This is a genomic window from Acidithrix sp. C25 (genome assembly GCF_904848545.2).
Genome location: NZ_CAJHCI020000001.1, coordinates 929,385 through 950,951 on the forward strand (window position 1 = coordinate 929,385; position 21,567 = coordinate 950,951).

Genomic DNA, 21,567 nt, shown 5'->3' on the forward strand with positions numbered 1-21,567 from the left:
AAAAGAACTATGGGGTATCCGTTGCAACATTTGCACCAAGTCGCTTGTGATCATGGCTTCTGATTACTCCAGAGAAAACGATTGCCACTATGCATAAGATTGCCGGAACAAAAAAGGTGTACTGCAAGGAGACAACCTTGGTCAACTGTCCGATCACCAAAGGACCAGCTAACATTCCAAAGTAGCCAACACTAGCAACCTTCGAGACATTAGCCCCAGCGTTGTTGGCGTCAAAATGCCCTGCCGCTGAATATATCTGTGGGACACAGCCTGATAGACCAAGGCCAAAGATTGCCCACCCAGAGATTGCAATTATGGTAGATGGGGCAAAGATTACAACGGTTATTCCAACTAAAGCGAGTGTCGCGCCATATCGCAGGACAAACAGCGAAGAATAGGACTTAGCCAAGCGATCAGAGATTGCCCGACCAATAGTCATCGTTGCAGCAAATGCTCCGTAGGCATAGGGTATTTGATTAGCTGGAGCGTGGCGAATGCTTTGCATATAAAGCGAACTCCAGTCATTGGCAATCCCCTCGCTTACCATTACTGCCAATGCAACGACCGCAAAGATTCGAATCTCGCGAGGCACGTTCTTCCAGGTACTACGGATCACTTTGGATCTAGCTTCCTTGGAAACTGCATCTTTTTTCAAAAGGCCTAAGACCCCGATAACGCTGGCCAATGCACTCAAAACCACAGCGATATCTACGATAACATCAGGAGAGACATTGTATGTTGCTAGCTGAGATGAGTAGATTGACGAGGAAAATCCCCCTATCGAAAAGGTGGCGTGAAAGGAAGACATGATGGGGCGACGATAGCTTCTTTCCACCTCAATGGCATGGGTATTCATAGAGATATCCAAAGCGCCAACGCTAATTCCAAGACTAAATAGAACTATGGCTAGCTCCCACCAGTTGGATGCGCGCAGTGGAAAAAATAGCGCCATCGCACAGCCAAACGCACTCGTTGGCACAATCAGCCGGGCGCTTAATCTATCTGCAAACTTGCCAACCACAGCCATGCTCACAAGCGCACCTACCCCAAGGCACAAAAGTAACCACCCAAGAGTCGCAGGGTTCACCTTGCTTCGAATGGCAACCGTTGGAATTTGAATCACCCAGACACCAAGGATAAAACCATTTATGTAAAAATAGGTAAGTGTCGAGAGACGTGCCATTCTCATTCGAGTTGGAATCTCCATTGTATTCACGATAATGGCTGAAGATTAAAGATGGTTTCAACCAGACAGCGTGTTATACCCGAAAACTAAGTGAAAAAGCGGGAGTTAGTGTACGCTAGCGCTCGAGCCGGCTAACCAGTGGCACTACTCGAACCCCTCCAGATGTCAAAAGATTTCCCCATAGGTTTCAAAATGGGCTGGTGGGCCCCCATTTATAGGCGGAACTTAAATCGGGCTATCGAGCGAATGATGGCTCGATAGATAGAGATCCCGAGAGACTGTCATATAGATTTTTTTTCATTATTCAGAGTAAGGAGTTGAAGGATCCTTTGATCCAAGTGGAAAGCTTCCAATGGATTGAACCCAAAGATAAAGAGTCTGTCTCAATCCATGCTTTTTCAAGCAATGGCCCGCAACATTTGGCGAGCAAGATTGGATCCCGCATAGTTGCAAACCGCGACCCTACGCCCGCCAACGTTAGTCAAGCTTGGTCAACCGCGCAGAACAAACAAGTCAACCATAAAAAGACGCAGTCGCCATCTCCTTGGTAGCCCCTCTAACGGGAAGTTGTCTCATTAGCGCTTCACATGCCTCAGCGGTCTTCGATACTTAAATTCGCACTTTCATGGTGACATGCCCAGTCTTATAGGGGTACAGATTCGCCCATGCAAGGCGCACTTGCGATGTGTTCGTTAGTGGTGTCTTTAGGTTCGCCAAAGACAAATATGGGGCCTTCGAAATGAGATTTCGAAGGCCCCATATTGTAATTTATCGTGATTCTAGGCGCACCTAGAATGCCAACACCCAACCGTATTTCCAGCTCCAGCTCCAGCTCCAGCTCTATGGTCGCAGTCGCTGTTATGGCCATGGTCATTTCCCTGGCCATAGTCATAGATCGTAGGACTATTCCAATTCAAGGACTACTTTGTATTCGCTAGATCCAGATCGAAAACCTAGCGTTATAGAGCTACAATGTTGATTCGCGACTTGATCCACCGCAACCCTCAGTCGTACTTTTCCGCCTTTACTCGATCCTCTCTTAGCCCAGCGGCCAAAAGGGTTGCCTTTGTCATATCGATTAGATCTGGCGAACCACAAACGTAGCCAATTGCCTCTGTTGGTTTTCTGGGAAGCTCCCTTAAACACTCTTGGACTATCTCAGCGTCAATGCGACGATGATAGCGAGATCCTGGGTGCTGGGGAGAACGGGTAAAGGTGTGCACTACCTCTAGCCAGCTGTGTTGCTCTTGAAGAGCAGCCAATTCATCGGCGTATATAACTAGTTCTTCAGTCTTTGATGAAAAAGCAGAAGCATTGGAACGCTAAGCCCTTTGATAGAGGCGTATCTAATCATGGCCATAAAAGGAACCACACCACTGCCAGCCGCAACTAAAAGAACTGGTCCATCATCGGGCTCGTTCCAGGTGAAATTGCCATGGGGCCCTCTTACGTCTATGACGTCACCCACTTGGAGTTGCCTAGTTAGTCGCGGTGAGACTAGCTTGGGTTCAAGAGGTGAACGCAACGATTGGTTGAGAATTCTCCTGCTACATTTAAAGCTAGACTGAGGTTCCCCAGATTTAGTGGACACCTGTTAAGCCAACATAGATTGTTGGTAGAAAGGATGTCATCATGGGAGCAATAAGGCGTAAATTCACCCTTGAATTCAAGACTGAAGCTCCTCATCGAGTTATAGATTCCGCCACGTTCATTCCAGAAGTTGCGAGTGAGCTATCTATTTCTCAAGAGGCGCTGTACCGATGGGTAAAAGATGAACGAATACGTCTAGAGGCAGCATCTAGTGTCAATGAAGGACCACTAAGTGCTGATGAAAGAAGAGAACTCATAAAGGTTCGTGCACGTTCTGCTACTGACCTGCTGTTGCGACTCCTTGTCGGCGCACCCGTTGTGACCGTCAACAGCGCCGCAAGCCTCATAGGGCGGAGCTTCGTTCACCCCAATGAAGCGGTCACTCGACTTGTCGAGACTGGCATTCTCAAGCAGGTCTCCGTTGGTCGTCGAAATCGGGCCATCGAGACACCTGAAATCATCGTCGCCTTTGCTGCGCTAGAACGGCAACTCGCCCATTTTGAGTAAATGCGTTGCTGTCGAATACGCCAAACGGTCATTTCGCAATGGCCCCTATGGTGACTAATAGGACTGGTAAAGAGTTTTGGAATACTCAGGATGACTTCTACTCGTTTCCCCTCTTCATCCAGGAGTAGGACGAACTGGCGCACCTCAAACTACTCCCTCACTTTTACAAAACGTTGAAGCTGACTGATGTGTTGATGATCCCATATCTCGGCCATAGCGCATTTAGCTGTACCTGCCCTAGCGGAGGCAGTGGAGAGATCCAGATCCATAAATTTCGGGGGTCATTCGGTGGTCTAAAGAAGCGGTTTGAGATAACATCTCCCCGTCCATCATTGAACCTGGGGACTTCGATAGTACCCGTGGCACGTCCGTCAAGGAACAGCACTTCTAGCTGGAGGCCATCAAAGATGTCGATCCGCCCTGCTTGATTGGGTGCGAGCTTAGATCTAATATCGTCGAGTATTTCGCTCATTCCCCGCGGCAGCGCATCACCTCCTATTTGAAGGTGAATTTCGAATCCGTCGTCGTACCTTAAAATTTCCTCCAAGATGAGAGTCGCTTTATCGACGGAGGCGATCACAATCGGCGAACCAAGTTGCGACTTAGGCCTTACCGCAGCCTCATCTGGAATCTCGAAGAGCAAAGGAACGGGAGAACTCGGGGCAGTTGTAGCGTAATGAAAGGCCTCGGTAAGCATCGGTCGCAATCTGTCTTCGTTTCGAAAGAAACCCTTTGAACCGAGTAGCACACCCGTATCGTGAACCTCAGACCATGAGCCCAATACGTCAAGTTGAATGACTCCTACTGTTACGGTTTTAGACTGTACACCTAATCCTTGAAGCACGTCAGAAGCAACTGACGAAACGAGGTTCCAGTCCACGATCATGGGTCCTTCTGGACGATCTGGCACAGCACCATTTCTATGGTAGAACCATCGCTGCGCTTCCACGATGATGAGACGCATGCGTTCCGCGGCCTCGCTTGATACGTCCGTTGCACTTGATGTCACACGAGCTAAGAACTGGTCCGATGCCTGAGTCATGGCCCGAAGGATCGCCGCACTCCCTTGAGGTTGAAGGACTAGGACATCTCGGACCGAAGAGTCAATGATCTTTCCCCACCAGGAAACCCACTGTCGATTTGCAATGGAACGCATCGATTCATCAAGGAGGCCCCTGAGATCTGGGAGATCGCCCTCAAGATTGGGGGGATATAGTTCCCACCTTGGTATCTCAAGTCGGCACGCATCTCGAACGAAAAGTGCCAAGTGCGGATACCAAGGCCTATCAGCAGCTAGGCGCCAAGGGGGCGCTGCGTAATCTTCACTATGCACCTTAGGATACCACCGTATACGACCTTGCACCCGCGGAGGTGCAAATTCCATTCGCCCCCAAAACGTAACCGTATAATGAAGGATAGATTCCAACTACGTTTGCGCTATAGCTTCCTGTGCCGTCGATATCATAAAAGCTTGTTATCCAACTATTTTCAGAGATTGGATCCTCCCATTGAAACAATATGGGCCGACCGTAGGTTGTGTTAACAACTTCGGCTCCCCATCCGTAATAGTATGACTGCCCATTTACCGACGCATTGACGTTCCATCCGGTCCAACCATATACACCGGAATTGTTAGAATCCTTCTCAATGTAAATATATGAATATCCGCAATTTCCATACACCGTGTTGAGCGGCGAAACGCCACTATTACGATTAACAACCGGGAGCCGAGAAGCCATAGATGATGGAACCGTAAGCGAGGTACCGTCTGCCAAGACCAACCGGCTTAGGCCAGATGCAAAATCCACTCTAGAAACAACCGGGATTGACCTAAGCGGAACTCGAACTTCGACTGCCTTAGCAGTCACGTACGGAGCTGTGAGAGCTACTAGCGCAGTTGGCAATTGATCCCCTATTTGCCTGCCAGGGGAGGTACTCGTGGCCGTCGCTGGAATGGTGTAACTTGTATTTCTTGCTCCCTGCGCAGAAGCAGCGGTTGCACTAACGGCAACAGCCAATGCCCCCAAACCAACTCCGATCCTTCCAGCTATTCTTTTAATTCCCATTGCGAACATCCCCTCTTTGTTACCATTTATCTATCTAATAGCATTCGTCAATATGGCTCATAAAACGAGTTCGCCTATCGTGGATAAGACCTTGATTTATTGATTCTGCTATAAAGCATCCCCATGGCCACCACCACATTCGAAGCCAACCTCCGTAGTCATAGAACACTGGTAGTAACGCTAACTATTTATTTTGCGCGTCGCATCTGCTTAAAAGATGATTTTTGGGGACTTTTGGGCTTTATTTACTCTGGAGAATAACTTTCAGAAGTAACCAGTCATGCGTCCGGATCGGGTACCTTGGCGTCTCTCCCAGCCACCTCTCCCAATCCAGCTAGATAGACAAGTCGTGACCATCATTGTTTACCACAATGCCTACGTCTAATTGATCTTGCAGAAGTGCCTGCTGTCTTGCTGCTACTCTTGCCGCTTTGTGCTGTTCTGTTCTGACGCACGCTACAAAGCGCTCCTTGTCAACCTCGCTCAAGTTGTCATGCCATCCATCGAACTTGACCCGCCACTCATTCACTGCTGCTCGTTGTTCGGCGTCGCGTTGTGGATCTACTCTCTTGTTGTCTTTTTGTGCGTGTAACTTGGCTAGAGTAGCCCGTACCTTAATTAGCGTCTGGGCTGTCTGCTGTAACTCCTCTTGGGTTACAGTTCCCATTTTATTAGCAAGTGCATCTCTGGCAGCACTTAGTCCTCGATTATGGCGATCTCGACTAATTGCACCTGACGGGTCCCCATTTGTTGGTCCAAAATTGATGTGAGTTTTGGATCGGGTTGTTCTACATAATAGCTATTCCAGGAGAGATCCCTAGAGCTTTTTACCATTCAGTAGTAGCTAGCTGTTGAGGCTGTGGGCGGAGATCAATCGATTGTGTTTAAACGCTCCGCGTTTATGCACATTTCAATAATCGCTTGCGAACCGATCGTCCACGATGAAATAACCGTTGCGAGAAACCGCGAAATCAGAGAGTCAAAAACGGCTCAAAATGGCCAATTAACCATCAATCTGAAAGAAGGCAAATGCGTCAACTATCCTGACATTCGCCGTTATGCACTAGTGGTATATTGACCAACCCAAAATTAGCTTTATGGACATACAACGCTGGATGGAATGGCGTTAGCTACAAAAATGTAAATGGGAAACCGACGGTGGTCTACAACGACTCCATATTTGCCCATTCTTCTGATAATCCAGCTCGGTACGTCTTAGATGTACTTTCAAATGCTGCTAGATACAGCAGTGGAACTATATCTGGCTCGTCCAGCATGTCAGTTACAGGACTAGCGCCAGGGGCGAGCGGGAGCGTGAATCAGTTACGTCAACGTAGTGCGCTCTGGATGGCGTTACTCTCTGGGAATAGTTGTCAGTCGGCGCTACACACGTCGTGTTTCGATGCGCTTCCAACAATTATGGGCAACTATGACGGAATCGTAATCCCCTCCGCCCCGTCGCAGATGAAACAAGACCTGATATCCACCTCAAAGCCTCTCGCTGGTGACATCATTCTGTTTGGTAGTTATGTGACCACAACCAATCCGAAGACCCACAAACAGACCACCAGGTTGCAGATCAATAACAACAGCTATGGGGTAATGCTCGATCCAACCACAAACAAGATTGCGTTAGTGGTCGCTGGGACGGCACCATCTTTCCGCTCTGCAATAAATGTCTTGCAAATGCCTTCAGCCCCTAGTGTCGGTGGACAGATAGATTCACAGACAGTTCAATTCATTGGAAGTCCATTTGGGTGAGCTATCAAAATTAAAGTGTTAGACGACATATCTACCATCAATACCGCAATTTTCCTCGTGGACGTGTATCGCGACACCTAGCGAGCTATCAGTTGGTGAACTCTCTGATACGAGATGCCGAGAATATCGCCAATATCCCGTAGAGAAAGGCCCTCATTGGCCAGGTCGTGAGCGAGACTTTCGGCATCGGTCTGCACTTCACGTTCGAGTCGTATTGCAGTCTCTCGGGTAGACCGCAGTCGGGCAGTTCGTTCAGCTACCTCCACCGTCCCAACCTTCCCTATTTCTATGTCAACATTGAAACTATCGGATGGAACGTCTAGAGTGATCGCGATCAGTGAGCTCGCCATTGTTCCGGCTTCGCTGAGACGTCGTGCTTGTGTCAACCCGCCGATCTCGGGGATGCTGACCATCCACCAACGGCCCTCTCTGGCAACTGTTGCTTTGTAGGTGTGTTTGGTCATTTGTTGTCCTATCTATCTGTATGGCAGGTACAACCCGCGATTGCCTTACGCGCATTGTGAACGACACCAGGGGAGATCGTTTTGTGACCGTCCGGGAGTGTGAAATGATGCTGGCCACTGGAGCATCCATACATCGTGTGACTACCGTCGGTCCACAATGCTGTCCATTTGGCTGCTTTGAACTCTTTAACCATTTTGCGAGAGGATTCTTCTGCAACCATATGGTTAGTCTAGCCAACAATACACGTAAAGTCAATCAGGCTAGACATGAATGTTTACCGACTTTACATTCCGAAATAGGCATGTAAGCCCTCTGATTCATCCGCTGTGAGGCTGCCAAGCATATACCGAGAGCGTTAAAGTAAGTAAGTGTTTTTATGTTGTGAAGTTGTGAAGTTGATATGTCAAGTAGGCGTGGCATCACAACCGAATACAACAAGGGTGCCCAGCTTGCGCCGAACACCCTTGAAATGTTGCACCTAATCCTATAATAGTGCAGTCTACCAGGGGTTTTAGGAACACCCCCCTGAGCTGCTGCACCCAGGACAACACCAGCAAGATCCCGTTTTCATCATTGATGTTCCACATTCATAACACAGTGGCGCATCAACGATCCTACTATAAGGATGCTCATCTATGGAAACCTGTTCCTTTAGAGGCGACCCCAAAGCTTTAGCATCGGCGGAATAGTGTCCAAGTCGCATTCTAAGTTCAACTTCCGTGGGATTGCCGTCAAGCTCGGGGAATGAACTACCTACTGAGTCGCCGTTCATAGATGTATATGGAGGCTCAACCATGGTTTGACGTTCCTCTGAGCTATGAATCCCAAGCTCTGAGCGAGTGCCAGAGTCAAGCTAATCAATAGCCACACGCCTGAAGATGCAGTCAACCAAAGACGAGGCAATCCGAAGATCGGGATCGTCAGTCATCCCTGCTGGCTCAAAGCGCATGTTAGTGAACTTGCGAACATAAGTTTCAAGCGGTACACCATGCTGTAGGCCAAGACTTATGGCTATCGAGAAAGCGTCCATGACTCCGGCCGATGTGGAACCCTGCTTGGAAACCTTAGCAAACAACTCACCAGGCCGTCCGTCGTCATACTCCCCTACTGTCACGTATCCTTCTGCTTCACCAACACGGAAAGCATACGTGCGGCTTCTGCGGTGACGAGGAAGGCGACTGCGAACTGGAGAGATTACTTTAGGCTTTGAAAGTTCTTCTTCCAGCCCAGCTACACGGTGGCGCAAAGTTGAGCACTCTGCCTCTGCCTCCGCTGCAAGAGCTTCCCACGTTTCTGTTTCTGATGTCGTATCTTGAGTTGCTAAATCTTTAGTGCTCGAGAGCGGTTGGCTAACCTTGCAGTTATCACGGTAAAGAACTACGGCCATAAGTCCAAGCTCCCACGCTTCGATGTAGGTTTCCTCGACTTCTTCGACGATTGTTTCCTCTGGAAGATTGGCCGTCTTTGAAATCGCTCCAGAAAGAAATGGCTGAACAGCACTCATCATCTTGATATGGCCGCTCGCTGAAATAGAGTTCTCCCCAACGGCAGTCGCGAAAACCGAACGATGTTCAGGCCGAAGATGCGGCTCTGACGTTAGAGAGCTGCCGTTTACTATTGCCTCGAGAATAGCTTACCGATCAGACTCGCTGTAGCCGAGGCGCACAAGTGCTGATTCGACGCACTGTACAGGGAGGATCATATTTCCACCACCAACCAGTTTCTTGTACGAAACAAGCGAGAAAGCGGGTTCGACTCCAGTGGTACCACAGTCCATCAGGAACGAAATAGTTCCAGTTGGAGCAAGCAGCGTAGCCTGAGCATTGCGAACGCCAGAGGTACGAGCTATCTCTAGGGTGTCATCCCAGATTTGTGTAGCAGATGAGAAAAGTTCCGGCGAAACCAACTTCTCGTCGATCTTCCCCATTGCTTCTCGGTGCATATAAAGTACTTGAAGAACTGATTCGGCGTCGCGTGAGTATCCAGTTAACGGCTCAAGGCGTGCTGCAAGTTCAGCCGAAGTCATAAAAGCAACTCCGGTCATAAGTGCCGTAACAGTCGCTGCAAGCGCCCTTCCGCTGTCTGAGTCATAAGGCAACCCTAAAGTCATAAGAAGCGCTCCAAGGTTTGCATAGCCCAGTCCTAGCTGGCGATAAGACCGAGTGTTCTCAGCTATAGCCTCGGTTGGGTAATCACTGTGATTGATGAGAATATCTTGGGCAGCAAATACCAACCGGCTTACATGAACGAAGGACTCGACATCAAACGAACCATCATCACCCAAAAAAGACAGCAGATTCAGAGATGCAAGGTTGCATGACGAATTATCAAGTGAAAGATATTCTGAACATGGGTTCGACCATTTATCCGTCCAGCTTTTGGCGTAGTGTGCCAGTGATTGATTGTGGTATCGAACTGAAGTCCTGGATCGGCACACTCCCACGCAGCTTGGGCAATCTGACGCATCAGGTCACGAGCACGCATGGTGCGAAGTAATCCACCTGTCTTTACTGCTCTAAGTTCCCAGTTCTTGTCCTCGAGCACAGCTTCCATGAATTCATCAGTTACCCGAACAGAGTTGTTAGCGTCTTGGTACTGGACTGAAAATCCGTCCCTACCATCAACTCCCATATCGAAACCAGCATCCCTGAGCGCCCTAGCTTTGTGCTCTTCTACTGCTTTGCACCAGATAAATTCTTCAATTACTGGATGTGAAGCGTCAAGAATGGCCATCTTCGCAGCTCTTCTAGTTTCCCTAGTCATAAATTCGTTTAATTAAGGAATTAATCCCTATTTGTAGTGTTTTACCTATACAGAGGTACATTTCACTACACTTAGTAGAAAAATGGAAAAGAAGATCGGTCGACCTGCTTACAAGGTTGTTCTTTCAGACAACGATAGAAAGTTCCTAGAGGGTGTAATCCGCAAGACCACCTCTCCACAGTCTCACGTAACTCGTGCCAAGATTGCTCTTGGAGCTGCTGATGGCCTTAGCCACGAAGAGATCGTTGAATTGTCCGGTGTCTCAAGCTTTACTGACTCTAAGTGGAGGAAGAGGTTCTCTCTCTTTGGGGTATCAGTTCTATCTGATGCTCCACGAAGTGGAACCCCAAGAATCCGGAGCCCGCCAAAGAAGTTGTCACTTCCACACAATCTAAGCTACCTCCTTTCGGCTCCCTTTTGATACATTTCCAACCGAACTATTCGTAGGAATAATTGGTACCTCTGCTACTGAATCGAAAGTCTCTGCACCTACCCGATATCCACCTTCGTGGTTTAGATTTGTGCTGCTCCCACCTACAGCGTCGCACCGCTTAGCACGTATCTCGATTTGTTCGACGCTATGGGCCCGTTGGGGAGTTTCAAACCATTACGAAGGGGTGTCTCAACTGCACAATTCACACTCACTTGGGCTCAAATCGCAACCCCCGTCACACCCAAAGAATTAGGGACCTCGTGTACCGGTGAATGTCAGGATAGTTGACGCATTTGCCTGCTTTCAGATTAATGGCCATTTGGCCATTTTGAGCCGTTTTAGTCTCTCTGATTTCGCGGTTTCTCGCAACGATTATTTCATCGTGGATGATCACTTCGCAAGCGATTATTGAAATGTGCATAAACGCGGAGCGTTTAAACACAATTCAACAATCTTTGACCGCTTTCACCAACAGTTTTCTTCTGCTGCTACTACCAACTAAGTCAAATAGTCATTGAAGATACTTTAGAACTAGCAGGCAAACTTTGACTAACGACCGATCTATCTCGCGGTGGTGTGGTCCATGTTCTCGCCAGGTGAGGCTCCAATCTCTCACTTTGGAGTTGACCCACCTCTTTGGATTGAGTTCCTTTGTTCTCTTGTAGAGCTCGGCTCGCTTTGAGAGTACCTCCATATGGTTACCTTCGTGGACATCGTGTGGAGTGACGAACTTTAGAGCACTATGGCGGTGGTGGTAGTTGTACTAACTGACAAACTTCTCCACCCAGATCCGACTATCTGCAAGGCTTTCAAATCCTTGAATAAGGATAACCTGGCCAGTACTTGGTTGTACGAAAGAGCGCCTCGATGTGAGGGTTGTCATCTGATATTGAAAGGTCGTGAGTTAGAGGTGGTGATTCCCATCTTGTAACAAAGCTCCAGTAGAGATGATCCTTTCATCGGTGAGCCGTTGTCACTATGTAATATCTTTGGAGCTCTTCCTCCTTCTAGGAGGGTTGCTCTTCTTACTACGTCGCTAAGTTGCTGAGACGATTCGCATCCATACACTTCGTAACCAACTATCTTTCTTGAATATAGATCCATTACGAAGTACAGGTAGTAGTAGATACCACTAGCTGGTCCACGGAGCCAAGAGATGTCCGTGACCCAAATTTCAAGTGGACAAGTCGCTAGGTGACTAGGTGTACCACGCTTGACTTGCTTTTTAGCTCTACCCCTGTGGTTGTTTTGCTTGTTATCTCGAAGAATACGATAAAAGGTAGATTCTGATCCGAGATATATACCCTTATCAGCTAAAGATGGAACTACTTGACTTGGTGGAAGTGATGAGTACTCCTCTTTGTGGAGCGTATCTAATATCTCTTGACGTTCTGATTCATCAAGGGCAAAGCTTGGTTTAGCCTTAATGACAAAGGGACGCTTGTCATGGGTATTCGCACCTTCAGCCTTGGAACCTCTGGTAACTGCGTAGTGACAGACCGAGTTCCTTTACCGCTAGTCGTAATCTAGCTCCAGCATTATGAGCTTCATCAATAAGTTCTACTGCGAGTAGGCGATCTGAGGGAGGAGATCATTGTAACCCCTTTGTCCCTCGCCAGAATAGCCTCGGCTTTTCCTTAGCTATACCAGCAATGTGTAAGTTTCTTGCTGTGCCTTTTCTTTTCTATTTAGCTCTATTTCAATTATTTAAGCTTCAAGCTTCTTTGACTTAGCCTTCTCACTTGCAGCTTCTCAATGGCCATTAACGCAGATCGGTATTTAGAAGTGGTTTCACCACTTCTATCATTCGCCTTTGAACAGGTGATTCTCCAGTTATCAAGCTCTTGTTTCAAAATTCCATTGGTTCGAAGATATTGCCCGAGTTGCAACTCACTCATTGCTGCTGTAGCAAGTACGCACCTGGAACTTAGCTTCTGAGCTCCACGTATGTGTCGGGGTTCCCTTTACTGGGTCCTGGCTAATCAGATCAGCTTCTACTTCTTTTTTCCATTGGTAGATAGTTGCACTTGGTATCTTGCTTTCTTTAGCAAGTTGGGAAAAAGCACCTCTTGGTGTATTTGGATCTGAAAGGAGCGTCCTTATTTTTCTGAAAACAGCTTCCTTTTGATCCTTTGGATAAAGTATCATCATTCGATCCGAGTTCTCGCCCTATGGGGTTGTACATATTTTACTTGAGCAGATGCCAACCATCCTGACACCTAGGGGTACCGCACATCGTGATTAAGCTTCAATCTAAATTGCAAATACTCCGAAACTGCCTGCGGCGACCACTGCGATAGCACGACTAGCTAGGGGCCCAATGCAGCCAAAGCAATTACTGCCACCCCATCCGGCCTCATGTAGCTGTAGCCTCCGGGCGTGATCACGCCTAGCATGCTCGGTTCACCTGTTCGATCTCTATCAATCTTTCCCACAAACCTCAATAGAGAAGCTGCACCTTCATCGATGCGCCCAGCGCCAAGCTTTACTTCGAATGCAGCCCAACGCCCATCACGCAACTGCACAACTGCGTCGACTTCTTGTCCCCCTTTGTCCCGGTAATGAAAAACCTCACCATCTAGGGGCTGCGAGAACACGCGCAAATCACGGACGACTAGCGACTCAAACAACAATTCGAGCAACTCTAAATCCCGAACTAATCTCTCGGACGTAGCTCCCAATGCAGCCACCGCAAGCGATGGGTCAACGAAATGACGCTTAGGCGAATTACGAAGCATTGTACGCGAACGAAGATGTGGCGACCATGCTGGCTGATTTTCTATCACCATTAGGCGTTCAAGAGCGTCAAGGTAAGAGACGACCGTGTTATGAGCCAATGGTCCAGACTCCCCTCCCGCCTCATAGCCCAAAACTCCAATTGCCACTTCGGTAGCGACATTGCGAGCAAAAGATCGTAAGAAGCGTTTAAGTCGTTGTGGGTCTCTATATGCCCCTGCCAAACGTTGAACGTCTACATTACAAATATTGTCAAGATAATCACGCACCGAACGAGCAGCGACGCGTGAAGAAAGTTCAAGATTTCGTGGCCAACCACCGCGTACTATCAGATCGGTAAGGTCCTGAAGCGAAAGCGCAACTTCGCCCGACTTCGGGGCCTCCCCTTCCATAAGGTTCGTAAGAGAAACCTGACCAGTGCTAAACCCCATCTCAAGCAACGTCATAGGTCGCATAGTCAAGATAGAAAATCGACCTGCGCCACTGTGGCGCTTAGTATCATCATTCGGAACTGACGAACCGGTAAGTATGAACTGACCAAATGTCCTGCGCTGGTCAACCAGCCTACGCACATCGTTCCAGATACTCGGCGACTCCTGCCACTCATCAATCAATCTCGGAACAGCGCCTTCAAGCACGAGCAACGGATCAACACTAAGAGCCCGCTTTGCTTCAGTATCAACATCAAGCATCACAGAACTCTTGGCTAATCTAAGAGCAGTTTCCGTCTTCCCGCACGCTTTGGGCCCCTCAATCAGTACCGCACCGGTCGCTGCCAAGCGTTCAATCAGTTCAACATCGACGATCCTGTCCCTATACAACATTTTTAGCTTTCCATAAAACGTAACACATAGAGCATAAGCGACACATTGATAGATTTGGCCGAAATACATTGATAGATTTGGCCGAAATACATTGATGCTCGAGGCGGTGAACGCCATCGGCTTCAGCCCACACAATCTCAGCGATCTAACTTCAAATGAGCCACTACTAAAGCGAGAACGGAAATGCCTGGGCCAGAAAATGAGAAAGGTGGACTCTATGGGTAGTCGAGGCTTCTGGAGTTACAAACTCAAAGGTGACACTATACCCAAGGTTTTCGCAAACGTTGATCTCATGGTCTCTAGTACTGTTAGCTCAGTTTAACCGGTAAAAGTAAGCCTATCTCAGTACTTAATGTTGCAACTGAAGTGCAGTTAGACCTGCTGGATGCAATTGTGGAAGCCAAACTGCCACGGTGGATCCTGGATGGTCTACCCTAAATGTAAGAATACTGTCCAAAATATAATTGGGAGGATTTGTCGTGAAGGGTAATGACCTACACCAGATCGAAAATCCTCTTGGCGTCGAATCAGCTTGTTCGATTACTGATAAACCTCTCGGCGGTGGCCAACGGTGTAACGACAATTAGCAGGACTCTATTATCGATTGTGTAAATGATCCGGAGGTCACCTACTTTTTAGCCTAAAACCATCGCGACCCCTGAGCTGGCGAGAAGCAGGGGGACGTGAATCTCGAGCGAGAAGCTCAATCGCTCCCTGAATCCGGGGTTGAATTGAACGATCAATCTTTCGAAGTTCACGAACTGCGCAAGGCCTAAGTTCGATTTGATACCGCCTCATGACCAGCTGAGATCTCTCTTTACTTGATCCCAGGGAATGTTAATATTCGGTTCGTCACGGGCGATATCAAACGCGGTTACATCACGTGACTCTTCGAGCGCCTCGACCATTTCGTCGTATTGGCTCGGGCTTATCACCGCTGCTGCGCGCCGGGAGTTGTCGGCGAGTTAGTTTGTATTCCATCACCTACAACAACCCGCTGGTGAGTACCTTTAAGGCCAATACATGAGATGGAGCCAAACTGTTTTCTCGTAAAGGCCAACTGCATCTTTGAACCGATTTTGCATGAAGCCGAAAATCTGACATGTCATCGTATTTGAGGTAGTACCAAGCCATCAATATACTGGTAAAAACGGATCGTTATGGTCGGGTTAACAATGGTGTGGCGTTTCCACCATTGTTGGATCTGTAATCTAATCAACCACTTTGAGATCTTGAGCTGAACCCTACAGTCCGAGTTCGGAATGCGAACCAAGCCTCACTAGTTGCACGCGATCCGGATTTGATTTTCTATATATGAGCACTAAATCGGGTCTAATATGGCAGTCGCGATGATCACTCCATTCTCCCGCAAGCGGATGGTCTTGATATCGTTGTTCCAAAGGCTCGTCATTAGCTAAGGATTGCACGATACTGTGAAAGTCTCTTTCTAGGGTGAGCCTATGTTTCCCCTTTGCTTCTCGCTTGTAATCGCGTTTGAAAGCATTGGTAGTCTCAATCAGGCGCATTCAAATCTGCCATCAGTTCCTCAACCGTTGCAAAGGAGGGCAGATTACCCCGTCGTGCTTCTTTCATTGCCTCGATAGTTTCTTCATTGGGAAGCAGTGGATCAAAAGGTAGAGCGTGCTCAGTAGCGACTCTAGTCAGGAGTAGACGCACTGCGTCAGATACGGTTAGCCCCATTGCTTTTAAGACAAGAGCGGCTTCTTCCTTTATGGCACTATCAATACGAGCCTGAACCAGCGCATTTGCAGGCATAATGGCCTCCTCTACTGAATTACATTGTAATACACCGCTGGTGTATTACCAGGGCAAATTGGTAGATTTCGTGCTGAGCGCTAATGAATTAGATCCAGAAGCATAATTTTCACCCGGGGGTACTCAAGAGGGTAAGTCGCCTGTGGCGAAGACGTGGAGCAGTAAGTCATGGATACCATGTTAATTCTACTTTCGGGCACCACCCCATGAAAGCCCAGTTCATGACTATATTGGCGACTGTGGCGGGTTCCCATTTAATGGTCCAAAATGAATGTGATCTTTGGATCGGGTTGTGTTTACACATTAGTGACTTTAAGGCAAATCCATAGAGCTTTTTCGATTAATTAGTAGCGGCTGGTTGTTGAGCCTGTGGGCGAAGGTCAAACGGTTGGTGTAAACGCGTAGCGTTTTCCACACTTTACATAATGGACACAAAACTCACATTAGTGGTGGATTGATAAATTGGGAGCCTTTCAAGAGGCTTTATCTGATTTAGATGCTTACTTTCCACCCTTAAATCCGAAGACCCACTAATCGGAGCCGGCCAAGGCCGCTGGTCACATTTCAACTTAACCTTGCCTTTCCGCTGCAATCGATCTCTGATGCGTAACATTAGATTCGGTCAATAACTATACGGCGCTACCGCATGGCGCCTCATCGAGCGCAATCGGGGCGATTCAATTCTAAGATAGTACTCGAAGAGTTGAACCCCGCAGAACTTTTAAACAGGTTGCTTCTACTAGGTGGTTTTTTGATGCGGCCGTCTGAAGTGCTCGAAATGAATCGAAGACAAGTGCGCGACTTAGTTAGCAGCTATCGCACTTCGAATCCTCGTGTCTTCGGATCAGTGCTGCATGGCACCGATAAAGAGGGCAGCGATCTTGATATACTGGTCGACGTTTTACCGGGTGCGACGTTACTGGATTTGGGTGGCCTGCTCGATGATCTCGAATCGCTGCTTGGAATCCATGTAGATCTTGTGACACCAAGAGATTTGCCTTCAAAAATTCGAGCGAAGGTACTCGAAGAGGCCAAGGCTGTATGAACGAAAATCGCCTTCCGGATTACCTTGAGCACATGAAGCAAGCCGCGGCGGACGCATGCGCCTTCGTCGAGGGGTTAGACAAGGCAGACTTTTTTGGTGACAAACGTACACAACAGGCCGTCATCATGAGTCTCGTTATAGTTGGCGAACCAGCAACCCTTATCATGGGACATTACTCGAAATTTGCGCTGGATCATGCGGAAGTACCATGGCGAAACATGCGGGGTATGAGAAACCAAATTGCTCACGGCTATTTTGCCCTAAACCTAGAAGTAGTCTGGGAGACAGTAAGGTCAGATTTGCCAACGCTACTCAGTCAGCTACCTTTATTGCAACGGGATGCCGCTTAGCTCGGCGTATCAAATGGTCGAGTTGAAGGCTTGAACACCAAGTTCTGCTCGATCATGGCCAGATGCTACGGACTTCATTCTGCTGAGGGAACTCAATCGTTGGTGATGCTATCTTGTGGACCAATCGATCTCAGACTTCCGTTCGAGAGGGCGAGTTGATCCACATGAAGGTTAGGAGAGCCCGTCAACTTTCAATTTACAAAAACCTGCGACAATAAACTGCTCGTCAAAAGTGGCGACTGCGCCAAAGAGCTCTCTTCTGACTAAATCCTTGATAAACCTAACAAATCTGGGAAGTGCTACCTATGAACAAAAGGATGTTCATGCACATGGGCAGCCCCTAGTGGCACGAAGAGACTCTCTCAAGCCCCACTAAGACAGTGCGATATTAGAGTCCACTTCGAAGTTGTCCAAACGGCTAAAAAAGTCAATCAATGCGCCAACATCGCCATCTATAGTTACCTGCTTTGAACCTATAGCATCGATCATGGCAAGCTATTGGCCAAGGACCAGATCCAGCACATGGCGATCTAATCGAATGGTAGCTGTAGCCTCGAGATCATGGCGGCCTAGGTAACTTAGAGCACTATTTTCTAACCACAGGACCCACTTCTCGCCGGTATCAGGAAAGTCCCAATTTATAGCCATATTGCGCCCCTGCGCATTTGGACCATTGAGACGGACTCCAAAAAGATCAAAGATCATATCGATAGACATCGAAGAGAGAACTTCAAAATTTGCCCCAGGTCGGGCCGTGGGAACAAATGAGACCTCCGAGCGAAGCTCTAGCGCTCCACAAAGGTAGAAGTTACGCCAGGGGCCAGATTCAGCCTGATAAGCAAGCTGCTCATATGTCGAAGCAAGAAGTTGACGGGCAGCGATATTCTCTGGTTCGCTAAAGACCAAATGAGTAAAGACTTGGCTGACCCACCTATATTTTCCAAGGCCATAGTCGCGCTGTGCTCGTTCTAGTATGGCCGCAGCTCCACCCATATATTCAACATAGGCCTCACCGGCCTCGCTTGGCGGAAGAGGATTGAGATTGGAGGGATTGCCATCAAAAAATCCTAAATATTTCTGATAAACCGCCTTCGAGTTGTGATTTAGCCCTAGTTGTCAGGATGGTTGGCTTATGCTCAAGTAAAGTATGTATAACCCCATAGGGCGAGAACTTGAGGAATGAACTCACAGAACTGTCGGTACCCAGATGGGCGTTTCTGGTATTTTTCGCAATACTCATCGAATAGAAGCTTTTGCGGTGACAGATTGGATTTCGACAGTTCGGCGATAATTGCGTCTCCATCGGGGACCACCTCTTCATTTGACATTGGATCTGGACTTGTTGGATAGCAGATAGCTCCTATCCGCTCATCGTCAGGTTTGTGTGCTTGGAGAATCACACCCCGCCACCTTCCAATTTGGCGAGATGCCGTTATTTGGTATCCACCTCCCATTTCTTTAAACTCATCTAAGACTTCCTCTCCAATATTTGCGATTCAATTCAAACGTCAAGAGACACTAATCAGATCGATTTCTAGGTGATCCGGAAATTTCGGCGGGCTGGTCCAAAGATTGTGGAAAATTCAGGTGAATGTGAATTAGGTACCTCAATCGCTAAGGATGAGCTTTTCGCCTAGCCAATTCTGATCCCACACCACAAGTGATGGATATCATTAATTCCAAAGCAAGCGCTTCGGAACTCCTTTGTCCTCGCTTTGTCTTGCTAACACGCTTAGCGAAACCGATTCGGTATTCGTATCACCATCCCAATGTTGGGTTCTTCGTGGGTTGACGTTCTAGCACTATCAGTTCATCCAAACTGTATTTGAAGAGATGCCAACCATCCTGACACCTAGGGTCAAAGAGGATCTCTTGTACAAGTACCTTTTAGGGAAGCCTTTCAATAGCCGGAGCAATGCCACCATCCACCAGATCTATGAGCACGTTTGCGTCCGAGACTATTAGTCGCATGTCGAGGCAAAGTCGTGTATCTTGTTGAATTCATCGATTGAGATACCTAAGAGCTCGGCAGCCTTACTCGACCCAATGTATTCTTCACTCAATGCACGAAAGATGAGCTGCTGAAATGAGTAATCGATTTCCGGCGGATACTGTTCTCCTGGTTCAACTTTACTCCAACCATTTTTCCGAAACATTATCATCATCGCCTTGCAACGGTCTCGACCTAATATTCCAAGATCAAGGGCTCGATAAAGAATGCCTGCCATACTCAATCCAAATTCAGCCTTTAGTAAAGACAATTCCTTGACATCTATACTCCTGCGACTCGCTCCAAGACGTTCAACTACAGTCGCTTTAGGCAAAAGCAAAGCCCCGGCAAAGCGATTGCAAGCCCGTTCCATATCCAAATCTGGCGATATACTCTGACCAGCAAGTACTATATGGCCGAGCTCATGGGCTATTGCGAACCGATGCCTATCCCCAGTAATGTTTTTAGAGACGACTATTAGGTGTGTCTCACCAACCATCGCTGATAAGCCATCGAACCTTGCAGGAATCGGGACAGTCGTGAAGATCACTCGGATCCCCTGTTCGATTATGACCTCGACCAAGTTTGAAATCGAACCTAAACCTAGCCCCCAATCACTACGAACTTCGTCAGCGATCATTTCCATATCGTCATAACTCGTGGCATTCACGGACGAATTCAATTTCATTTTTTGAAATTTGCTTTGAAGCGATGGTAGGAGCGACTCAAGTTCAAATAACCGTTCTATTTGCTTCATAACGTCAAATTCAATCGCGCCAAGCTCTGATTTAGAAAGGCCCTGCATCTTGCGGTACTCAATATTCGACAGTTCATAAGCTGCAGGGCGTAGAAAGTACTCGACGCGAACTCCCAAAGCACGCGCGAGTTTTATAAGCATGGTTGATGAGGGCGTTATTAAACCGTTTTCATATTTGCTCACAGCTGTATGCGAAATTCCGATTTGCTCTCCCAGTTCCCGTAGGGATAGACCAGAGGCTTTCCGAGCGCGTTTGATGCGATCGCCTATTGAACTCATTTCACCATGCATAGTTTACATTTTAAAACAACGTCGTGTTTTTTGTAAACTATCGGGGTGAACCCAGGATAATCCATCCACGGAACAAAGAAAGACGATGTTCTACCGACGCCCGAACGGTTAGTGTCTCGTCCTGTATGCGTCGCACTCGTGCACTACGGCCGTTACCGTTACATTGCGCGACTCTTCATCAATTAGGTATGGTATCCGATAGGAACTGCGACGAGCCGTAAAAATATGCAAAAGGGGCTCCTTCAAAGGCTTGTCAACTCGGTAGGGATTATCTAGTAAGGCTCCAGTAATGAATTCGTATGCTGCTAGAGCTACCTTTTCCGGAAGTGTTTCAGCTAGTGCGACTGACGCGGAACGCGCAATCTGCAAACTCTAACGATCATCTCGCGACGACACGTCGCCCAGACCTAATCATCACTTGCTTGAGCTCCTCGAGGCCTAAAGTGTCACCTTATTTATTGTCGGACAATCCCCTCCTATGGGCTTCAAGAAGCAAAGTGTCTGACAGAACCGCAATTGTTTCAAAAATTGCGTCATAGTCATCAGCGCCAAAAAGAACCGCGGCACGATATCCGCTCTTGGCAATTTCAATTCGCTCGCGCGTCGGACTCACCTCTTCAATTAGTTTCGACAATTGTGCGCGAGCATCAGCTAGTGGGACTGTTGACACACTTACAACTATTGCGCTAATGGATTTTAGCCGCCAACTGAAGTACGAAATATTGTGAAAATTCACGCTCAGCTCCCTGGGAAGAGAGCGGCAAGAAAGAACCAAACTCTGTCAACAAACTTGACGCAACTTAGGCCCTTTTATAGACACAGCGAGCACTCATGCAATGGCCAATATCAGGCGCCGCTAATCCAATCAATGGAATGAAAATAACCGCCTATCTTGTAGGGCCCTACGAGTACCTCCCCCTTCGTAACGCTTATCTTTGCGAACAGCCTTCTTGCTTTACCAAAAAATCCACAAGCACACCTAGAGATTAGGTTCCCGCTCCCCTATCTCTGGTATCTGTCCTTAGGC

At 47.9% G+C, this 21,567-nt stretch carries 22 protein-coding genes and 2 pseudogenes; 5 read left to right on the forward strand and 19 right to left on the reverse strand.

Features of this window, described 5'->3' with window-relative positions; all coding sequences use genetic code 11:
- Positions 1-7 precede the first annotated feature (7 nt).
- The 4 genes from ACIDITHRIX25_RS90550 to ACIDITHRIX25_RS90565 all read right to left on the reverse strand — a co-directional run bounded on the left by ACIDITHRIX25_RS90550 (position 8) and on the right by ACIDITHRIX25_RS90565 (position 2,654).
- Positions 8-1,207, reverse strand: a complete 1,200-nt coding sequence (locus tag ACIDITHRIX25_RS90550) for an MFS transporter (protein ID WP_201732614.1) — start codon at positions 1,205-1,207, stop codon at positions 8-10.
- 622 nt (positions 1,208-1,829) lie between these two features.
- Entirely contained in the window at positions 1,830-2,054 is a 225-nt protein-coding gene (locus ACIDITHRIX25_RS90555; RefSeq protein WP_201732615.1) for a hypothetical protein, read from the reverse strand.
- Between the two features lie 136 nt (positions 2,055-2,190).
- Entirely contained in the window at positions 2,191-2,448 is a 258-nt protein-coding gene (locus ACIDITHRIX25_RS90560) for a ferredoxin reductase domain-containing protein (RefSeq protein WP_249685643.1), read from the reverse strand.
- A gap of 17 nt (positions 2,449-2,465) precedes the next feature.
- Positions 2,466-2,654: a ferredoxin reductase domain-containing protein gene (locus tag ACIDITHRIX25_RS90565; RefSeq protein ID WP_201732616.1), complete on the reverse strand. Its 189-nt coding sequence runs from the start codon at positions 2,652-2,654 to the stop codon at positions 2,466-2,468.
- A gap of 164 nt (positions 2,655-2,818) precedes the next feature.
- On the opposite strand from ACIDITHRIX25_RS90565, the gene ACIDITHRIX25_RS90570 reads away from it, so the two are divergent.
- Positions 2,819-3,283 carry a transposase gene (locus ACIDITHRIX25_RS90570; RefSeq protein WP_201732617.1) on the forward strand — a complete coding sequence of 155 codons (465 nt, stop codon included), beginning with the start codon at positions 2,819-2,821 and terminating at the stop codon, positions 3,281-3,283.
- Between the two features lie 163 nt (positions 3,284-3,446).
- Here ACIDITHRIX25_RS90570 and ACIDITHRIX25_RS90575 read toward each other — a convergent pair whose 3' ends face one another.
- The 3 genes from ACIDITHRIX25_RS90575 to ACIDITHRIX25_RS90585 all read right to left on the reverse strand — a co-directional run bounded on the left by ACIDITHRIX25_RS90575 (position 3,447) and on the right by ACIDITHRIX25_RS90585 (position 6,016).
- Positions 3,447-4,616 (reverse strand): hypothetical protein, encoded by a 1,170-nt coding sequence (locus ACIDITHRIX25_RS90575; RefSeq protein WP_201732618.1) that lies wholly within the window; start codon positions 4,614-4,616, stop codon positions 3,447-3,449.
- A 1-nt stretch (position 4,617) separates the two neighbouring features.
- Complete coding sequence (locus ACIDITHRIX25_RS90580) at positions 4,618-5,349, reverse strand: hypothetical protein (protein ID WP_201732619.1); 732 nt, start codon at positions 5,347-5,349, stop codon at positions 4,618-4,620.
- A gap of 334 nt (positions 5,350-5,683) precedes the next feature.
- Positions 5,684-6,016 (reverse strand): hypothetical protein, encoded by a 333-nt coding sequence (locus tag ACIDITHRIX25_RS90585; RefSeq protein WP_201732620.1) that lies wholly within the window; start codon positions 6,014-6,016, stop codon positions 5,684-5,686.
- A 407-nt stretch (positions 6,017-6,423) separates the two neighbouring features.
- Between ACIDITHRIX25_RS90585 and ACIDITHRIX25_RS90590 the strand changes: the two genes are divergently transcribed.
- Positions 6,424-7,110, forward strand: a complete 687-nt coding sequence (locus tag ACIDITHRIX25_RS90590; RefSeq protein WP_201732621.1) for a hypothetical protein — start codon at positions 6,424-6,426, stop codon at positions 7,108-7,110.
- Positions 7,111-7,187: 77 nt separating this feature from the next.
- On the opposite strand, the gene ACIDITHRIX25_RS90595 is transcribed toward ACIDITHRIX25_RS90590, so the two are convergent.
- Positions 7,188-7,574, reverse strand: coding sequence for an RNA polymerase sigma factor sigma-70 region 4 domain-containing protein (locus ACIDITHRIX25_RS90595; RefSeq protein ID WP_052604386.1), 387 nt, complete (start codon positions 7,572-7,574; stop codon positions 7,188-7,190).
- Positions 7,575-8,086: 512 nt separating this feature from the next.
- Positions 8,087-10,326: pseudogene (locus ACIDITHRIX25_RS90600) on the reverse strand (vitamin B12-dependent ribonucleotide reductase); the annotation flags it as partial.
- Positions 10,327-10,420: 94 nt separating this feature from the next.
- Between ACIDITHRIX25_RS90600 and ACIDITHRIX25_RS90605 the strand changes: the two are divergent.
- Positions 10,421-10,759 (forward strand): helix-turn-helix domain-containing protein, encoded by a 339-nt coding sequence (locus ACIDITHRIX25_RS90605; protein WP_052604390.1) that lies wholly within the window; start codon positions 10,421-10,423, stop codon positions 10,757-10,759.
- An 891-nt stretch (positions 10,760-11,650) separates the two neighbouring features.
- Here the strand turns inward: ACIDITHRIX25_RS90605 and ACIDITHRIX25_RS90610 are convergent.
- From ACIDITHRIX25_RS90610 to ACIDITHRIX25_RS90630, 5 genes are all read right to left on the reverse strand, one after another.
- A complete protein-coding gene (locus tag ACIDITHRIX25_RS90610) occupies positions 11,651-12,199 on the reverse strand; it encodes a DDE-type integrase/transposase/recombinase (protein ID WP_201732955.1) in 549 nt (182 codons plus the stop codon).
- Positions 12,200-12,661: 462 nt separating this feature from the next.
- Positions 12,662-12,922: a hypothetical protein gene (locus ACIDITHRIX25_RS90615; protein WP_213333406.1), complete on the reverse strand. Its 261-nt coding sequence runs from the start codon at positions 12,920-12,922 to the stop codon at positions 12,662-12,664.
- 158 nt (positions 12,923-13,080) lie between these two features.
- Entirely contained in the window at positions 13,081-14,331 is a 1,251-nt protein-coding gene (locus ACIDITHRIX25_RS90620) for an ATP-binding protein (protein WP_201732623.1), read from the reverse strand.
- 1,244 nt (positions 14,332-15,575) lie between these two features.
- Entirely contained in the window at positions 15,576-15,857 is a 282-nt protein-coding gene (locus ACIDITHRIX25_RS90625) for a type II toxin-antitoxin system YafQ family toxin (RefSeq protein ID WP_052605452.1), read from the reverse strand.
- The gene (locus ACIDITHRIX25_RS90630) at positions 15,844-16,107 is read right to left on the reverse strand and encodes a type II toxin-antitoxin system RelB/DinJ family antitoxin (protein WP_052605453.1); all 264 of its coding nucleotides are present in this window, start codon (positions 16,105-16,107) and stop codon (positions 15,844-15,846) included. The genes ACIDITHRIX25_RS90625 and ACIDITHRIX25_RS90630 overlap by 14 nt, the downstream gene beginning before the upstream one ends.
- Before the next feature lie 754 nt (positions 16,108-16,861).
- On the opposite strand from ACIDITHRIX25_RS90630, the gene ACIDITHRIX25_RS90635 reads away from it, so the two are divergent.
- Positions 16,862-17,152, forward strand: coding sequence for a nucleotidyltransferase family protein (locus tag ACIDITHRIX25_RS90635; RefSeq protein WP_052605462.1), 291 nt, complete (start codon positions 16,862-16,864; stop codon positions 17,150-17,152).
- Positions 17,149-17,502 carry a HepT-like ribonuclease domain-containing protein gene (locus tag ACIDITHRIX25_RS90640; RefSeq protein WP_052605454.1) on the forward strand — a complete coding sequence of 118 codons (354 nt, stop codon included), beginning with the start codon at positions 17,149-17,151 and terminating at the stop codon, positions 17,500-17,502. The genes ACIDITHRIX25_RS90635 and ACIDITHRIX25_RS90640 overlap by 4 nt, the downstream gene beginning before the upstream one ends.
- A 495-nt stretch (positions 17,503-17,997) precedes the next feature.
- Here ACIDITHRIX25_RS90640 and ACIDITHRIX25_RS90645 read toward each other — a convergent pair.
- The 5 genes and pseudogenes from ACIDITHRIX25_RS90645 to ACIDITHRIX25_RS90665 form a co-directional block, all read right to left on the reverse strand.
- A pseudogene (locus ACIDITHRIX25_RS90645) lies at positions 17,998-18,597 on the reverse strand (alkyl sulfatase dimerization domain-containing protein); the annotation flags it as partial.
- A 41-nt stretch (positions 18,598-18,638) separates the two neighbouring features.
- Complete coding sequence (locus ACIDITHRIX25_RS90650; protein WP_201732625.1) at positions 18,639-18,956, reverse strand: hypothetical protein; 318 nt, start codon at positions 18,954-18,956, stop codon at positions 18,639-18,641.
- A 507-nt stretch (positions 18,957-19,463) separates the two neighbouring features.
- On the reverse strand, positions 19,464-20,528 hold the full coding sequence (locus ACIDITHRIX25_RS90655) for a helix-turn-helix domain-containing protein (protein WP_201732626.1): 1,065 nt from the start codon (positions 20,526-20,528) through the stop codon (positions 19,464-19,466).
- Positions 20,529-20,648: 120 nt separating this feature from the next.
- Positions 20,649-20,909, reverse strand: coding sequence for a type II toxin-antitoxin system RelE family toxin (locus tag ACIDITHRIX25_RS90660; RefSeq protein WP_201732627.1), 261 nt, complete (start codon positions 20,907-20,909; stop codon positions 20,649-20,651).
- 82 nt (positions 20,910-20,991) lie between these two features.
- Positions 20,992-21,210: a type II toxin-antitoxin system Phd/YefM family antitoxin gene (locus ACIDITHRIX25_RS90665; protein WP_213333407.1), complete on the reverse strand. Its 219-nt coding sequence runs from the start codon at positions 21,208-21,210 to the stop codon at positions 20,992-20,994.
- Positions 21,211-21,567: the final 357 nt, after the last annotated feature.

Excerpts from the sequence above, each read along its gene's own strand:
- ACIDITHRIX25_RS90580 (WP_201732619.1), bottom strand. The coding sequence starts at position 5,349 with ATGGGAATTAAAAGAATAGCTGGAAGGATCGGAGTTGGTTTGGGGGCA.
- ACIDITHRIX25_RS90570 (WP_201732617.1), top strand. The coding sequence starts at position 2,819 with ATGGGAGCAATAAGGCGTAAATTCACCCTTGAATTCAAGACTGAAGCT.
- ACIDITHRIX25_RS90635 (WP_052605462.1), top strand. The coding sequence starts at position 16,862 with ATGCGGCCGTCTGAAGTGCTCGAAATGAATCGAAGACAAGTGCGCGAC.
- ACIDITHRIX25_RS90640 (WP_052605454.1), top strand. The coding sequence starts at position 17,149 with ATGAACGAAAATCGCCTTCCGGATTACCTTGAGCACATGAAGCAAGCC.
- ACIDITHRIX25_RS90630 (WP_052605453.1), bottom strand. The coding sequence starts at position 16,107 with ATGCCTGCAAATGCGCTGGTTCAGGCTCGTATTGATAGTGCCATAAAG.
- ACIDITHRIX25_RS90615 (WP_213333406.1), bottom strand. The coding sequence starts at position 12,922 with ATGATGATACTTTATCCAAAGGATCAAAAGGAAGCTGTTTTCAGAAAA.
- ACIDITHRIX25_RS90650 (WP_201732625.1), bottom strand. The coding sequence starts at position 18,956 with ATGGGAGGTGGATACCAAATAACGGCATCTCGCCAAATTGGAAGGTGG.
- ACIDITHRIX25_RS90585 (WP_201732620.1), bottom strand. The coding sequence starts at position 6,016 with ATGGGAACTGTAACCCAAGAGGAGTTACAGCAGACAGCCCAGACGCTA.
- ACIDITHRIX25_RS90625 (WP_052605452.1), bottom strand. The coding sequence starts at position 15,857 with ATGCGCCTGATTGAGACTACCAATGCTTTCAAACGCGATTACAAGCGA.
- ACIDITHRIX25_RS90655 (WP_201732626.1), bottom strand. The coding sequence starts at position 20,528 with ATGAGTTCAATAGGCGATCGCATCAAACGCGCTCGGAAAGCCTCTGGT.
- ACIDITHRIX25_RS90605 (WP_052604390.1), top strand. The coding sequence starts at position 10,421 with ATGGAAAAGAAGATCGGTCGACCTGCTTACAAGGTTGTTCTTTCAGAC.
- ACIDITHRIX25_RS90595 (WP_052604386.1), bottom strand. The coding sequence starts at position 7,574 with ATGACCAAACACACCTACAAAGCAACAGTTGCCAGAGAGGGCCGTTGG.
- ACIDITHRIX25_RS90620 (WP_201732623.1), bottom strand. The coding sequence starts at position 14,331 with ATGTTGTATAGGGACAGGATCGTCGATGTTGAACTGATTGAACGCTTG.
- ACIDITHRIX25_RS90555 (WP_201732615.1), bottom strand. The coding sequence starts at position 2,054 with ATGGCCATAACAGCGACTGCGACCATAGAGCTGGAGCTGGAGCTGGAG.
- ACIDITHRIX25_RS90550 (WP_201732614.1), bottom strand. The coding sequence starts at position 1,207 with ATGGAGATTCCAACTCGAATGAGAATGGCACGTCTCTCGACACTTACC.